Origin of the sequence: Pseudomonas sp. 65/3-MNA-CIBAN-0223 (assembly GCF_040310425.1) — a bacterium.
GTDB classification, from domain to species: Bacteria; Pseudomonadota; Gammaproteobacteria; order Pseudomonadales; family Pseudomonadaceae; genus Aquipseudomonas; species Aquipseudomonas gregormendelii.
Map to the genome: position 1 here is coordinate 146,784 of NZ_JBEOPV010000011.1, position 14,920 is coordinate 161,703.

14 protein-coding genes and 2 pseudogenes are annotated in these 14,920 nt (G+C 58.4%); 10 read left to right on the plus strand and 6 right to left on the minus strand.

Going from position 1 to position 14,920, the window contains the following annotated elements:
* Positions 1-89 precede the first annotated feature (89 nt).
* The gene (fadD1, locus tag AAEZ09_RS15825) at positions 90-1,784 is read left to right on the plus strand and encodes a long-chain fatty acid--CoA ligase (RefSeq protein WP_205892677.1); all 1,695 of its coding nucleotides are present in this window, start codon (positions 90-92) and stop codon (positions 1,782-1,784) included.
* A 229-nt stretch (positions 1,785-2,013) separates the two neighbouring features.
* Entirely contained in the window at positions 2,014-3,303 is a 1,290-nt protein-coding gene (locus tag AAEZ09_RS15830) for a pentapeptide repeat-containing protein (protein WP_350599987.1), read from the plus strand.
* Here the strand turns inward: AAEZ09_RS15830 and AAEZ09_RS15835 are convergent.
* The gene (locus tag AAEZ09_RS15835) at positions 3,278-3,655 is read right to left on the minus strand and encodes a hypothetical protein (RefSeq protein WP_109634211.1); all 378 of its coding nucleotides are present in this window, start codon (positions 3,653-3,655) and stop codon (positions 3,278-3,280) included. The genes AAEZ09_RS15830 and AAEZ09_RS15835 overlap by 26 nt on opposite strands.
* 201 nt (positions 3,656-3,856) lie before the next feature.
* On the opposite strand from AAEZ09_RS15835, the gene AAEZ09_RS15840 reads away from it, so the two are divergent.
* From AAEZ09_RS15840 to def, 3 genes are all read left to right on the plus strand, one after another.
* Positions 3,857-4,048, plus strand: coding sequence for a CsbD family protein (locus AAEZ09_RS15840; protein WP_350599989.1), 192 nt, complete (start codon positions 3,857-3,859; stop codon positions 4,046-4,048).
* Between the two features lie 185 nt (positions 4,049-4,233).
* Positions 4,234-5,190, plus strand: a complete 957-nt coding sequence (locus AAEZ09_RS15845) for a YihY/virulence factor BrkB family protein (protein ID WP_045061541.1) — start codon at positions 4,234-4,236, stop codon at positions 5,188-5,190.
* On the plus strand, positions 5,187-5,726 hold the full coding sequence (gene def / locus AAEZ09_RS15850; RefSeq protein ID WP_350599990.1) for a peptide deformylase: 540 nt from the start codon (positions 5,187-5,189) through the stop codon (positions 5,724-5,726). Before AAEZ09_RS15845 ends, def begins: the two co-directional genes overlap by 4 nt.
* Before the next feature lie 44 nt (positions 5,727-5,770).
* On the opposite strand, the gene AAEZ09_RS15855 is transcribed toward def, so the two are convergent.
* Positions 5,771-6,181: a GNAT family N-acetyltransferase gene (locus AAEZ09_RS15855; RefSeq protein ID WP_350599991.1), complete on the minus strand. Its 411-nt coding sequence runs from the start codon at positions 6,179-6,181 to the stop codon at positions 5,771-5,773.
* A 736-nt stretch (positions 6,182-6,917) separates the two neighbouring features.
* Between AAEZ09_RS15855 and AAEZ09_RS29475 the strand changes: the two are divergent.
* Together AAEZ09_RS29475 and AAEZ09_RS29480 are read left to right on the plus strand one after the other, a co-directional pair.
* A pseudogene (locus AAEZ09_RS29475) lies at positions 6,918-7,595 on the plus strand (PAS domain-containing protein); the annotation flags it as partial.
* 111 nt (positions 7,596-7,706) lie between these two features.
* Positions 7,707-8,138, plus strand: a pseudogene (locus AAEZ09_RS29480) (methyl-accepting chemotaxis protein); the annotation flags it as partial.
* A 25-nt stretch (positions 8,139-8,163) separates the two neighbouring features.
* On the opposite strand, the gene AAEZ09_RS15865 reads toward AAEZ09_RS29480, so the two are convergent.
* The gene (locus tag AAEZ09_RS15865) at positions 8,164-8,796 is read right to left on the minus strand and encodes a glutathione S-transferase family protein (RefSeq protein ID WP_350599994.1); all 633 of its coding nucleotides are present in this window, start codon (positions 8,794-8,796) and stop codon (positions 8,164-8,166) included.
* Between the two features lie 62 nt (positions 8,797-8,858).
* The gene (locus AAEZ09_RS15870; RefSeq protein WP_350599995.1) at positions 8,859-9,290 is read right to left on the minus strand and encodes a PACE efflux transporter; all 432 of its coding nucleotides are present in this window, start codon (positions 9,288-9,290) and stop codon (positions 8,859-8,861) included.
* A 127-nt stretch (positions 9,291-9,417) separates the two neighbouring features.
* On the opposite strand from AAEZ09_RS15870, the gene AAEZ09_RS15875 reads away from it, so the two are divergent.
* Entirely contained in the window at positions 9,418-10,293 is an 876-nt protein-coding gene (locus AAEZ09_RS15875) for a LysR family transcriptional regulator (protein ID WP_350599997.1), read from the plus strand.
* A gap of 49 nt (positions 10,294-10,342) precedes the next feature.
* On the opposite strand, the gene gntR is transcribed toward AAEZ09_RS15875, so the two are convergent.
* Positions 10,343-11,374 (minus strand): HTH-type transcriptional regulator GntR, encoded by a 1,032-nt coding sequence (gene gntR / locus AAEZ09_RS15880; RefSeq protein ID WP_350599998.1) that lies wholly within the window; start codon positions 11,372-11,374, stop codon positions 10,343-10,345.
* 214 nt (positions 11,375-11,588) lie between these two features.
* On the opposite strand from gntR, the gene AAEZ09_RS15885 reads away from it, so the two are divergent.
* Both AAEZ09_RS15885 and AAEZ09_RS15890 read left to right on the plus strand, forming a co-directional pair.
* Entirely contained in the window at positions 11,589-12,122 is a 534-nt protein-coding gene (locus tag AAEZ09_RS15885; protein ID WP_350599999.1) for a gluconokinase, read from the plus strand.
* 82 nt (positions 12,123-12,204) lie between these two features.
* Positions 12,205-13,557: a GntP family permease gene (locus AAEZ09_RS15890; RefSeq protein WP_350600001.1), complete on the plus strand. Its 1,353-nt coding sequence runs from the start codon at positions 12,205-12,207 to the stop codon at positions 13,555-13,557.
* Between the two features lie 80 nt (positions 13,558-13,637).
* On the opposite strand, the gene alaC is transcribed toward AAEZ09_RS15890, so the two are convergent.
* Positions 13,638-14,855, minus strand: a complete 1,218-nt coding sequence (gene alaC / locus AAEZ09_RS15895; protein ID WP_045060723.1) for an alanine transaminase — start codon at positions 14,853-14,855, stop codon at positions 13,638-13,640.
* Positions 14,856-14,920 lie beyond the last annotated feature (65 nt).

A 14,920-nucleotide genomic window follows, 5' to 3' on the forward strand; every position in this document is an offset into this window, starting at 1 on the left:
TTAAAACGCCGTTTTGGCCCCTGACCAAACACCAATAATAATCGCATCAAATGCGGTGCTGAATTCGCGTTGCTGAGGAGTGGGCTTCCATGATCGAAGACTTTTGGAAGGATAAGTACCCTGCCGGGATTGCTGCCGACATCAATCCGGACGAGTACCCGAATATTCAGGCAGTACTGAAGCAGTCCTGCCAACGCTTCGCCAACAAGCCGGCGTTCAGCAACCTGGGCAAGACACTCACCTACGGTGAACTGTACGAACTGTCGGGCGCCTTTGCCGCTTATCTGCAACAGCATACCGACTTGCAGCCAGGCGATCGAATCGCCGTGCAATTGCCCAACGTGTTGCAGTACCCGGTGGCAGTCTTCGGTGCGATTCGCGCCGGGCTGATCGTGGTCAACACCAACCCGCTGTACACCGCGCGGGAAATGGAACATCAATTCAACGACTCCGGTGCCAAGGCCCTGGTCTGCCTGGCCAACATGGCCCATTTGGCGCAGACCGTGGTACCCAAGACCGGGGTCAGGCACGTCATCGTTACCGAAGTCGCCGACCTGCTGCCGCCGCTCAAGCGCCTGCTGATCAACAGCGTCATCAAGTACGTGAAGAAAATGGTCCCGGCCTATCACTTGCCCAAGGCGATCAAGTTCAACGACGTATTGAGCAAGGGCCACGGCCAGCCAGTCACCGAAGCCTGCCCGGCCAGCAGTGATGTGGCCGTGTTGCAATACACCGGTGGCACCACCGGCGTGGCCAAAGGCGCGATGCTGACCCATCGCAACCTGGTGGCGAACATGTTGCAGTGCAAGGCGCTGATGGGTTCCAACCTGAATGAAGGTTGCGAGATCCTGATCACGCCGCTGCCGCTGTACCATATCTATGCCTTTACCTTTCATTGCATGGCGATGATGTTGATCGGCAACCACAACATCCTCATCAGCAACCCGCGCGACCTGCCGGCGATGGTCAAGGAGTTGTCGAAGTGGAAGTTCAGCGGTTTTGTCGGCCTTAATACGCTCTTCGTTGCGCTGTGCAACAACGAAGGTTTCCGCAAGCTGGACTTCTCTGCGCTGAAAGTCACCCTGTCGGGCGGCATGGCCCTGCAACTGGCGGCCGCCGAGCGCTGGAAGGCGGTCACCGGTTGCTCCATCTGTGAAGGGTACGGCATGACCGAAACCAGTCCGGTGGCCACGGTGAATCCGATCCAGCACATCCAGATCGGCACCATCGGCATTCCGGTACCCTCGACCCTGTGCAAGATCATCGATGATGCCGGCGTGGAACAGCCACTGGGTGAAATCGGTGAACTGTGCGTGAAAGGGCCGCAGGTGATGAAGGGTTACTGGCAGCACCAGGACGCCACCGATGAAATCCTCGACAGCGAAGGCTGGCTGAAGACCGGTGACATCGCCCTGATCCAGCCGGATGGCTACATGCGTATTGTCGATCGCAAGAAAGACATGATCCTGGTGTCCGGCTTCAACGTGTATCCCAACGAGCTGGAAGACGTGCTGGCGACCCTGCCGGGCGTGTTGCAGTGCGCAGCGATTGGCGTGCCGGACGAGAAGTCGGGTGAAGCGATCAAGATCTTCATCGTCGTCAAGCCGGGCGTGACCCTGACCAAGGAAACGGTGATGGAGCACATGCGTGCCAATGTCACCGGCTACAAGGTGCCGCGTTCCGTGGAGTTCCGCGATGCGCTGCCGACCACCAACGTCGGCAAGATCCTGCGGCGCGAACTGCGCGACGAGGAGTTGAAGAAGCTGGGCCTGAAGAAGGCCTGAATGGCAACTGGCGTCGCCTGCCGATCCGGGGACGCTGGCTGAGCATTGAACCGTCGAAAAATCCGCGACCCGAAACGGGCTGCGGATTTTTTTTGCGCGCTATTCCGCAATGGGTCGCACTGCCGCACGCATGCATCAGCCCATTGTGCGTTTTCTGAAAGTCTTGGGTATTGGGGCGTGATTTGATTGCTTGCTCTTGGCCAATGCCATCTTTCATGGAGTGATGCTTATGCCGCAGATAAAGACCAACACCTCTTCGCTCGTGAGTGATAACCCTATCCTCATGGGCATCCTAATCAAAGAGCCCATGCCTGTTACCAAGAAGCTGAAGCGCGCCAGCAACGTCGACCTCCCCTTTCCCAAGCGTGGCTTTACACTGACCGACGCACCAACAAACGCAATCGCTTCCCAAGAAAGGCTAAAAGGATCAGTGATGAAAACTCATCGCGGTGGGATGCGCACTGGCGATGACTCCTCGCTCGAGCAACCTGTTCGGGCAGGTGGGGCCCGTAACCAAAACGAAGTTGCGAATTTATCCGGGGGCAGCAGGCCTGATTCGCGGACCTCTGTCATCGATCTTAGAGGACGTAACTTTAGCTACGAAGACCTGACAAACCGCCTGTATCAGAATTTCAATCTTGGGGAATCGAATTTCGAGGCCGCCATCTTGTCCGGGGCGACATTCAAAAATACCATCCTCTCACAGTGCAATTTTCGTGGAGCCGTCCTAACCAACCTTTGTTGTGAAGACGTGTTCTTCGTTGGCGCCAGGGTGGGCAGGACGATGATCAAATCTGGCCATTACTCAGGCTGCAATTTTTCTTGGGCCGAACTATCCAACGTTGACTGTGTTGACGTGAACTTCAGTGGCAACAATTTTTTCTCAGCGAAACTCATAAAAGTCATTTTCGTGGACTGCGATCTTAGCGGGGCCAACCTAACCAACCTTGACCTTGATGACGTGGACTTCAGTGGCGCGAATCTCACCGACGCGCAGATGTCCTTGAGTCAAAAGTGTATCGAGGAAACTCTGCTAGGGCCCATCACCAGCGACAGAGAACGTCAGCTTAACGCCTATTGTCCCGAGACGGGCATCAGCAATTTATTGGTGACTATCCACAGCATCAATCCCACTTATCAGAATCTGAAAAACTCCTTAATGCGATCGGTGATCGAGCAAGTGAACCGCTTGGATGACGGCGCGCTGCAGCTCCACCTGCCGGCGCTGGTGGAGATGTTGCTCAATAGTCCTGGCTATGACGAAGTACCTGAAATCGCGTCGTTCAATAATCGATTGCTGAAATTGTGGCTGCAACTAAAAGAACGGGAGCCGTATCGCCGCGGTGAAGTCGATCGGGACCTGGTGCTGAAACTGATCAAACGCCATCCATCCGGGGAGGACCACTTGGTGAGTAACTACGGGAAAACCCTCGCCCGAAATGAGCCGAGGGCTTCGTCTGACGCGCAAACGGCCAGTCTTCAGACTCCGGCGATTACAACCGAAACGGCGCAAAATTGACGTTGGTGCCCGCCGGACGCATGTCCTGCAGATACGAGTCTTTGTCGGCACTCAGTTCCAGGCTCAGGGCCGCCTTGCGCTTGCCCTCGTTGCGCACCACCAAGCCTTCGAGCTTTTCACGCAGGAACACCGTGGGCACCTTAAGGTGCAGCAGTTCGTCGGTGTCTGGTGTGTGCATCAACAGGTGCACCCACTCGTACTGACCAATGGCCAGGCGAGCGACCGGAATATCGAACCACCAGATGTTGCGGTTGCGGTTCAATTCGGTGAAATGGCAGTTGTTGACGCCAAGCACAGCACCGCCGAGTTCCTGGTTTCTGCGGGCAATGGCCTGCTTTTTATCGAGTTTCATAACATTCCTACGGGGTTGGATCTTCAGCGCCATGGCCTGAATACGTTGCGCATTCTCGGGTGTTGGCGGGCAAACATAAAGCCCAACCTGCCGGGATCGATGAAATCTTCTGCGCAAAATAAATGAAACTCCCGGCAAATCCCTCCGGTCAATCTTTCTGTAAGCACTTTTTTTCGTTCAATTGTTCACAGGAGAGACACCATGAGCAGCACTGGCGATAAAGTAAAAGGCGTCGCTAACGAAGCAGTCGGTAACGTCAAACAAGGCGTAGGCAAGGCTACCGGCAACGATAAAATGCGTGCCGAAGGCGTAGTGCAGGAAAAGAAAGGCGAAGCTCAGCAAGCAGTGGGCAAAGTCAAAGACGCGGTAAAGAAAGGCGTCGACAAGGCCTGATCTGGCCTGTGAAGCTATTATGAACGGCCATCTGCGGATGGCCGTTTTTGTTTCAGCTGGAACTTGAACACAGAATTTGTTTCAAAGTGGCCGAACAAGGCTATTTTGATGCAGGCTACATTGATAGCAACGGCCCCTGAGTCGCCCCGACTTGAACCCGATTTTTGCGGCGAAAGGAGACGCTAATGATTTTCCCGGACATGAAAGGCCTGCCCATCCACCGCGTGATGGTGCGAACGGTCACCGAATTCATCGATGACGAGATGTCGACCTATGCGTCGGCGCTGGCCTATCAGATGTTGTTCTCGCTATTCCCCTTCATTCTGTTCCTGATCGCCCTGATCGGTTTTTTGCACCTGCCGGACTTCTTCTCCTGGTTGCGCCTGCAGTCGGAGCTGGTGTTGCCGCCCCAGGCCGTGGAGCAGGTGAACCCGGTGATCGACCAGCTGCAGCAATCCAAGGGCGGTTTGCTCTCGGTAGGTATCGTGATTGCGCTGTGGACCGCGTCTGCCGGCGTACGCCTATTGATGAGTGCGATGAACGCTGCCTATGACGTGGTCGAAGGACGTCCGGCGTGGAAACGTCTCCCGCTGTCGATTTTCTACACCATCGGCATTGCCGGCATGCTGCTGATCGCGGCGGCGCTGATGGTGCTCGGGCCGCAGGTGATGGGCTGGATCGCCGCGCAGGTGGGCATGGAATATTTCATCGTGACCCTGTGGACCATCGCCCGCTGGCCTGTGGTCGTGATCCTGCTGATGGTGGCGGTGGCGCTGATCTATTACGTGATGCCTGACGTCAAACAGGAGTTCCGTTTCATCACCCCAGGCTCGGTACTGGCGGTGGTGGTGTGGATCCTCGCGTCCGTGGGTTTTGGCTTGTACGTGAAGGAGTTTGCCAACTACAACGCCATGTATGGCAGTATCGGCGCGATCATCGTGTTGCTCCTGTATTTCTACATTTCTGCTGCCGTGTTGTTGCTGGGGGCGGAGATGAATGCGGTGATCGAACACATGTCCAGCGAAGGCAAGGACCCGGGCGAAAAAGTCCCCGGGGAGCTCGCCGAAGAGCCTAAACAACATGTTTCCGGACTGGGTCGGGATCACTCGATCAAGCCATCCACTGACGAAGTCATCAAATGATCCGTGAAATCCTGAAAATGGGCGATGAGCGACTGCTGCGCATCGCCCCGCCGGTGCCTGTCGAAATGTACGACTCGCCGGAGTTGTGGCAGTTGATCGACGATATGTTCCAGACCATGGAGAGCGTTGGTGGCGTCGGCCTGGCCGCTCCGCAAATCGGCGTTGACCTGCAACTGGTGATCTTCGGGTTCGAACACAGTGAGCGTTACCCGGATGCCGACGCCGTGCCGCAGACCATCTTGATCAACCCGCTGATCACGCCGCTGAGCCAGGTGATGGAGGAGGGGTTCGAAGGCTGCCTGTCGGTCCCGGGCCTGCGCGGTGCGGTAAATCGGTATCGGGAAATCCGCTACGAAGGTTTTGATCCCAAAGGCCAACCCATTGTGCGTTTTGCGTCGGACTTCCATGCCCGGGTGGTGCAGCATAAGTGCGATCACCTGATCGGACGACTGTACCCTTCGCGCATCACCGATTTCAGCAAGTTCGGCTTCACTGAAGTGATGTTCCCGGACCTCGACCCGAACGCTGACGACTGACCAGAATTACCCTCAATGCAATAGGGTCCTGCCGCAGGGGCGGGTTACAGGCCTGCCCCCATTGCAATCATCGGCTTGCTGCGCGCATAACGGCTCAACCGTTCAGCCATCGCATACGGCAGCACCGGGTCGAAGCTGAACCCGCGACGCTCATAGAAGCCGCGCAAGTCCGGATGACAGAACAACCACACCGGCCCCTGCAGACCTTTAATGGCCTGGGCAATCAACGCGCCCGCGATCCCCTGTTCACGACAACCTGGGTCAACAAACAGTCCGGTCAACCAATGCCCGTCCGCCACCGGCCGCAAACACAATGCACCGATGATTTCTTCACGCCTTGCGACCCATAGCTGGGCGTCGCGCACGGCTTTCATCGACGATTGATGGCTGCGATAAAACTTGTTCATCAGCGGCCACAATGGCTCGGCGAGCAGGGTGTACTGGGTGTCGGGCATGGGTTCGGTCTGTCGGTGCGCAAAGCCTTTGATTATAAAAGAACGCGCGCGCGGCGATAGGTGTATACCTGATCTCACATCCCGTATGAGTGGAGTACGTATCATGGCCAAAGGCATGGATTCAAAGAAAGCAGCGAAGAAAAAACCGGCGAAAACCGCTGATGAAAAGCGCGCGGACAAGAAGGCCAAGAAGGTGGACGTGTTCGGCCATTGATCCCGCAAAAAGGGAGCCCGGTCCTCGGGCTCCTGCTGCACGGCTGTGCAGCGTAAGCATCGTGTCCTCCGCGATGTTCGTAAGGTTCGCCCACTGAAAAAAGTTCAATTTATGCTGCGTAATGGCTGACTAGTGGCCTTGCGTACGGTTATTGCCTGTCTATGCTGACTCGTAACAAGGAGCGGTACGCGAAAGGGATTTATTCATGAGACTGTCAGGTTTGGCTCGATTCCGGGCTATCAAGAGAAGGATGTCTTGATAAGAGCGTCGCACCATGGACCCTCCGATTGAACATCATTTATCACCTGAGCGAACCCTCCATTTGATGGGGGGGCGTATGCCATGTTCCATGGAGCATTGTGGTGGATACGTAGAAAGGCCGAACTTTCTTCAATCAAAAGACCGTGCTTAGGGTGATACGACATGTTTAACCTACATCACAAGGCTGACCTGCTGGAAATCGAGCGCTTCAGTGGCGCGTTGACCGAAGCCAACGGCAAGCTGGCCGCAGTCAGCCGGTCGATGGCAATCATCGAGTTCACGCCTGATGGCATTGTCATCGATGCCAACGAGAACTTCTGCAGCACCATGGGTTACAGCGCCGAGGAAGTACGCGGCAAGCACCACCGGATTTTTTGTGAGGAGGCGTTTTACCGCAGCGAGGAATACGCGAAGTTATGGCGGGACCTGGCGCGGGGCGAACCGCTCAGTGGTACATTTCAGCGCCTGGACAGGAACGGTCGGGAGGTCTGGCTGGAGGCCAGCTACATGCCGGTATACGGGGCTGATCGGCAGGTGCAAAGCGTGATGAAAGTCGCGGCGGACATCACCGCCCGGATCAATCGGGAGCACGAAAACGACAGCCTGCTCGCCGCTATCGGGCGCTCCATGGCCGTCATCGAATTCAAGCCGGACGGCACCGTCATTACGGCCAACGATAACTTCCTTAAAACCATGCATTACTCGCTGAACGAAGTCGTGGGCCAGCACCACAGCCTGTTTTGCCATCGTACTGAGAGCGAGTCGCAGGCCTACAAAGCGTTCTGGGCCTCGCTTAATCGCGGTGAATATCACTCGCACCGTTTCGAGCGCAAAGACAAGCTCGGTCATACGGTGTTCCTGGAAGCGTCCTATAACCCGCTGTTCGATGCCAAGGGGCGCCTGTACAAAGTCGTCAAGTTCGCCAGTGACATCACGACTCAGGTCACCACCCTGCAGACCGCTGCCGAATCGGCCCACAGCACGTCGGTACAAAACGACGCCTGCGCCCAGAAAGGCTCCCAGGTGGTGCAGCAGACCGTGCAGATCATCCAGGACATTTCCCGCGACCTGAACGAGGCGGCACTGAGCATTGATGCCGTGAGCAAGCAGTCCGAAATCATCGGCAGCATTGTCCAGACCATTCGCGGCATTGCCGATCAGACCAATCTGCTGGCGCTCAACGCGGCCATCGAAGCGGCCCGGGCGGGGGAGCACGGCCGTGGTTTTGCGGTAGTGGCCGACGAAGTCCGCAGCCTGGCAGCGAGGACCAGCCAGGCGACGCTGGAGATTGTCGAAGTGGTACGCAAGAACCATGACCTGTCGCTGAGCGCGGTGACGAGCATGCAGTCGAGCCTGAGCCGCACCGGGCTTGGGGTTGAACTGGCGAACGAAGCGGGGGAGGTGATCCTGGAAATCCAGCAGGGCTCGCGACATGTGGTGGATGCGATCAGTCAGTTCAACTCGACGTTACAGTTGAACTGATCGCCGCGATTGCACTCACCCAACTTCACGGCAAGCCATTGCAGCCATGCCTGAGAAACCCCGGACGTTGCGCCAGCCGTTGAAAATACTCATCGACGGCGGGCAGGTCGGGGCGATCCATGGGGGTCATCAGCCAGCGGTTGATCGAAAGGCCGATGACGATGTCGGCCACGGTAAAGTGCGGCCCGGCGACATAGGCACCGGTGGCCTTGAGCTGTTGCTCGAGTATGGCCATTTTCTGGTTCCAGCCGCGCACCCCGGTGGCGATCAGGTGCGGGTCAATGAACTCAGGATCCCGACGCACCAGCCCGGTGAACGCATAACTCCAGGAACGATTGAGTTCGGTGGCCTGCCAGTCCATCCATTGCTCGACGCGGGCCCGGGCTGCCGGTTCGCCAGGCAGCAGTTCGGTGTGATGGTGCTTGCCGGCGAGGTAGCGACAGATGGTGTTGGATTCCCACAACACACCGGCTTCGTCGATGATCACCGGCACCTGGGCGTTGGGGTTGAGCTTGATGAATTCGGGGCTGTGGGTTGATGCGAAGCCGCTGCCCCAGTCCTCACGTTCGTAGGAAACGCCCAGTTCGTCGCAGGTCCACAGGACTTTTCTGACGTTGATCGAGGACGCTTTACCAAGAATCTTCAGTGCATGTTCCATCGAGCTACTCCTTTAGCGTTCAGCCGCTTCAGGAATCTGACAGGGTAATGTCCGACTGGCAATCAGGCCGGGTCCGGTAGTGCTGAAGCGGGCAAACCGAAGGTGCGATCAAACAACCAGTTGAACGCGAACGTGTAGCAGGGGATGAAGATGATCAGCGCCAGGTCCAGCAGGAAGGCTTGTACCAGGCTGATGTTCATCCACCAGGCGATCAACGGGATCAGAAACACTATCAAGGTTAGTTGAAATCCCACTGCATGGGCGATGCGCCGTTTCACGGTGCGGGTACGCGACACCTGACGGCTTTCCCAGCGCTCGAACAGCGAGGTGTAGATGAAATTCCAGGTCACGGCGATGGTGGTAATGATCACCGCCAGGGGGCCGGTGCTGCCGGGCGATGAGCCCGACAACAGCGCCAGGCCAAGTGCCGAGAATGTCATGCCGATGATTTCATACAGCGACACATAGACCAGCTTTCGTTTGAGACCTTGCATGGTTACAACCTCTTGCGACGAATAAAACGCCAGGTTTGTTGAAACGACTGGCGGAGGCGGCGCAAGATAGCTTCAATAGGGATGACAGAAAAAGTCAGAAGCTTTCAGTTTTATTGACAGGTTAAACATGAGTTTCAACAGCGATAGCATCGAACTGTTTCTTGCCGTGATTGAGCGCGGGTCGTTTTCTGCTGCCGCTCGATCCTTGGGCCGGGTGCCATCGGCGGTCAGCATGGGTATCGCCAACCTGGAGGCTGAACTCGGTTACCTGTTGTTCGATCGAAGCCATCGCGAACCGGTGCCAACCGCCATGGCCGCTGCCCTGGTGCCCCATGCAAGGTTGATCGCCGAGCAGCTCAAGCAGTTGCAGGTGCACGCCATCGAGCTGTCGTTGGGGCTGGAAAGCAAGTTGTCGATTGCAGTGGTGGCCGACCTCGACAAGCACGCGGTGCTGGCCGCGATCAAGGTCATCGCCCAGCGTTTTCCGCTACTGGACATTGAACTGCTCACCGCCGCGCAAGATGACGTGCTGGCCATGCTGCACAGCGGCAGGGTCAGTGTGTGCCTGGCGTTCGCCGGGCTGAGCATGAACGTGCTCGAGCGATTCCAGTTTGTCGGTTCGGAACGAATGATTGCCACACTCTCGGCGGATTATCCGCTGGTACCGGGGCAGGATCTGTTTCTGGAAGACCTGGTGCACCTGCGCCAGATCATCGTTGCCAGCCGTGATCTGCCGATCAGTGACACCCGGCCGCTGTTGGGCGAGTCCCATTGGCGCACCGATACCCTGGCGATGGCGCTGGACATGGTTGAAGCCGGGTTGGGTTGGGGTAATTTTCCGCAGTCGGTGGTGCAGCCATTACTCGACGCCGGCCGGCTCCAGCGCCTGAATTTCCGCAATATCGAGAATGGCCTGGTGCTGCCAGTGCATGCGGTGTGGCTCAAGAGCCAGCCGCTGCAGAAGGGCGCGTTGGCGTTTGTGGAGCTGATGGCCAACCAATGACACCGGCCTCCTTCCGCAGGGGGGCGGGTTTCTTCAGAACCGTCGCAAGTTACGTGCTCTCGCGCACCTTCAACTCAAACCCCATGTCCAGCACTGGCCTGGCCACGGTGTTGCCGGCCAGCAAGGTCAGCATCAACTCCGCCGAACGCCGGCCGATGGCCTCGCGCGGCGTACTGATGCTGCTCAGGCGCGGCACCATGTGCGCTGAGGCCGGCAGGTCGTTGAAGCCCAGGATTGCCACCTGTTCCGGGACCTTGATCCCGAACCGCATGGCTTCGAGCAACGCACCCTGGGCCAGGTCGTCGTTGCCAAAGAAGATGGCATCGACGTCGGGATAACTGGCCAGCAACTGCATGAACAACTCGCCGCCCAGGCCAACGGAGGAAGGGCGCGGCGTCAGGATCTCCAGATCGGGATCGTACAGCCCGGCCTGTTGCAGCGCCCTGCGAAAACCTTCGCCGCGCAACAGGGTGCGCTGGTCCAGCTGGGCGCCGATGTAGGCCAGGCGCTTGCGGCCGCGGGAGAGCAAATGTTGCGCCGCTGTTTCACCGGCGGCCAGCTGCGAAAAGCCCACGCAGTTGACGCCCGCAGCGCTGTCGAGCTCCATCATGTACACACACGGGATGTTGCTGGCCTCGATCATGCGTCGCGAGCTTTCAGTGCGGTCAAAACCGGTCAGCAGCAAGCCCCGTGGCTGATAGGCCATGTAGTTGCGCAGCAGGTTTTCTTCTTCGTCACGCGAGTAGTGGAAGTTGCCGATCAGCACCTCGAAGCCTTTGGGACGTAAAACCTGATGAATGGCTTCCAGGGTCTCGATGAACAGCAAGTTGGACAGCGACGGCACCAGCACCACCACGGAATGGCCCTGTGCAGAGGCGAGGGCACGGGCGGCGGGGTTGACCACGTAGTTGAGTTCCAGCGCCGCTTTCTGCACCTTCTCCACCAGGTCGGCGGCCACGGTGCTGACCCCGCGCAGGGCTCGGGATGCGGTAATCGGGCTGACACCGGCCAGGCGCGCCACTTCGTTGAGGGTAGGGCGGCCAGTGGTGCGCGTATTCTTATCGTTTTTAGGGGAGATCATCGGACGGCTTGCCAAACAAAATTCGAGGCACTAAGGTAGCGCTGTCCCGAAGCAGCTGCAAATGCGTAAGCGAGTTTTGCCTGAACCTCGCTTCTCGGCGTTGGGTACGAAATGTTGCAACCCACAAAAATGACAAGAAGGCGTCGGCAACTTCTGCTTTTGAACCAGTGTCAAAGCTGGCAAAGGTAGCGCTGTCTGCGTGCTGAGGTGTTACATGAATCATCCCATCACCGCCCTGGTCATCATGGGCGTTGCCGGTTGCGGCAAAACCTGCGTCAGCGAAGCGCTGTGCCAGCTCAGCGGCGCAACGGCCATCGAAGGCGACACTTTCCATCCTGCTGCCAACATCGAAAAGATGAGCGCGGGCATCCCCCTCAATGATCAAGACCGTGCCGGCTGGCTCGACAGCCTGTGCGATGAACTGCGCCGGGTCGACGCCCAGGGCCAACGCCCGGTATTGACCTGCTCGGCCCTCAAGCACAGCTATCGCGAAGTATTGCGCAGTGCGCTGCCAGGCCTGGGTTTTGTGTTTCTCGAATTGACCCCTGAAGTGGCCGCCGAGCGTGTGTCGCACCGCCCGGGGCATTTCATGCCGTCGACCCTGATCGACAGCCAGTTCGCCACGCTCGAGTCGCCCAAGGGCGAACCGCTGACCCTGGCGCTGGATGCATCCAGCCATAGCGTCGACGAGTTGGCCGTTCAAGCACACCGCTGGTGGCTGGAACATGGCCTGAAGCTCGCCGTATGAGTGTTGTGCGAAAAGATAGCGCTGTCCTGATGGCTTGCGAATTACCCGCTTTAATAACAACAACAACCAGGAGACACCCCTAATGTTTGGCATGTCCCACGAGACGTTCCTGCTGCTTGATGCAGTGGTCACGGTGATCGGGCTTATCGTCCTGATCACCAAGTTCAAACTCCACCCGTTCATCGCCCTGATCATTGCCGCAGCATTCCTCGGCCTGACCTCGGGCATGCCGATCGGCACCATCATCAAGGCATTCCAGGACGGCTTCGGCGGGGTGCTGGGTTTTGTCGGGATCATCCTGGCGCTGGGCACCATGCTCGGCAAAATGATGGCCGAATCCGGCGGGGCGGACCAGATCGCCCAGACCCTGATTCGCGCATTCGGCAAGGACAAGGTGCAGTGGGCGATGATGTTCGCCGCCTTCCTGGTCGGCATCCCGCTGTTCTTTGAAATCGGCTTCGTGCTGCTGATTCCGCTGGTGTTCATCGTCGCGCGGCGCACCGGTGTATCGATCATCAAGATCGGTATCCCGCTGCTGGCCGGCCTGTCAGCCGTGCACGGCCTGGTGCCACCGCACCCGGGCCCGTTGCTGGCGATCGGTGTGTTCGGTGCCGACATCGGCAAAACCATCCTGTACGGGCTGATCGTGGCGCTGCCAACCGCCATCATTGCCGGGCCGATCTACGGCACCTTTATTGCCAAGTACATTCCCGGTCATCCCAATCAGGAACTGGTGGATCAGCTGGCGCGGGAGCCGGACGCCAAAGAACTGCCAAGTTTCAGCATTACCCTGATCACCGTGCTGCTGCCGGTGTTCCTGATGCTGCTCAAGACCTTCGCCGATGTCGTGTTGCCTGAAGGTAACTTCTTCCGCTCGTTCATGGACCTGATCGGTCACCCGATCTCGGCGCTGCTGCTGGCGTTGCTGCTGTCGCTGTACACCTTCGGCCACCGCCAGGGCATCGGTTCCAACCAGATTCTCAAATTGCTCGATTCCAGCCTCGCGCCGACGGCCGCGATCATTCTGATCATTGGTGCAGGTGGTGGCTTCAAGCAGATGCTGGTGACCAGCGGGGTGGGTGACGTGATCGGCCACATGGCGGTCAACGCGCAGATCTCGCCGATCCTGCTGGCCTGGCTGGTGGCTGCGGTGATCCGTATCGCGACAGGCTCGGCCACCGTGGCGACCATCACCGGTGCAGGCATCGTGGTGCCGGTGGTGGGCATGATCCCGGGCGTGAACCGTGAGCTGCTCGTGCTGGCCACCGGCGCCGGTTCGCTGATCCTGTCCCACGTCAACGACGCCGGTTTCTGGCTGGTGAAGCAGTACTTCAACATGACTGTGGCAGAAACCTTCAAGACCTGGACCGCGATGGAGACCATCCTGTCCGTGGTGGCGTTGGGCTTTATCCTACTGTTGTCGATGTTCGTGTAAGCGCTGTTTGAGGCACAAAAAAACCGCAGCAATGCGGTTTTTTTGTGGGCAGGGGGTGGGGTCGGGGGGCGGGTCAGGCGTCAGCCGCTGGTTTTGCTGGCCAGCCCATCGGCGCGGAACATCCCGCGAATGCCGCGCACGGCCTGGCGGATCCGGTCCAGGTTTTCGATCAGGGCGAAGCGCACGTGATCATCGCCGTATTCACCGAACCCCACGCCCGGCGAGACGCAGACCTTGGCCTCGGCGAGCAACTTCTTGGCGAACTCCAGCGAACCCAGGTGCGCATACGCCTCTGGAATCTTGGCCCAGACGTACATCGCCGCTTTCGGGTTTTCCACCATCCAGCCCAATTCATGCAGGCCTTTGACCAGCACGTTACGCCGCTGCCGGTATTGCTCGGCGATGTCCTTGACGCACTGCTGATCCCCCTCAAGCGCGGCGATGGCCGCTACTTGCAGCGGGGTGAAGGTCCCGTAGTCGTGGTAGCTCTTGATCCGCGCCAGGGCGTTGACCAGCTCCGGATTACCGACCATGAAACCGATGCGCCAGCCGGCCATGTTGTAGCTTTTGGACAGGGTGAAAAACTCCACCGCAATGTCCTTGGCGCCCGGCACCTGCATGATCGAGGGGGCTTTCCAGCCGTCGTAGACGATGTCGGCGTAAGCCAGGTCGTGTACCACCAGCACGTCGTACTGTTTGGCGAGGGCGATCACCCGCTCGAAGAAATCCAGTTCCACGCACTGGGCGGTGGGGTTGGATGGAAAACCCAGGATCATCATCTTCGGCTTTGGAATCGAGCCGCGAATGGCCCGCTCCAGTTCGGCGAAAAAATCCACACCCGGAATGAGCGGCACCGAGCGCACCTGGGCGCCGGCAATCACGGCACCGTAGATGTGAATCGGGTAGCTGGGGTTCGGCACCAGCACGGTGTCGCCCTGATCCAGCGTGGCCAGCATCAGGTGCGCCAGGCCTTCCTTGGAGCCGATGGTGACAATGGCTTCGGTTTCCGGGTCGATGTCGACCTGATAGCGATCCTTGTACCAATTGGAAATCGCCCGGCGCAGGCGTGGAATGCCCTTGGACGTGGAATAACCGTGGGTGTCTTCGCGTTGGGCAACGGTGACCAGTTTCTCGACAATGTGCGGCGGTGTCGGCCCGTCGGGGTTGCCCATGCTCAAGTCGATAATGTCTTCGCCACGACGCCGGGCGGCCATTTTCAGCTCGGCGGTGATGTTGAAAACATAGGGGGGGAGTCGATCTATGCGCGCAAAGCGGCGCGGCGAACCTTGTTCGGCCATTGTTGCCTCGGATAACGTAAGCGCCCGGAACCGTCCGAGCGACGTTGGCCACTGCGGTGGCCTGT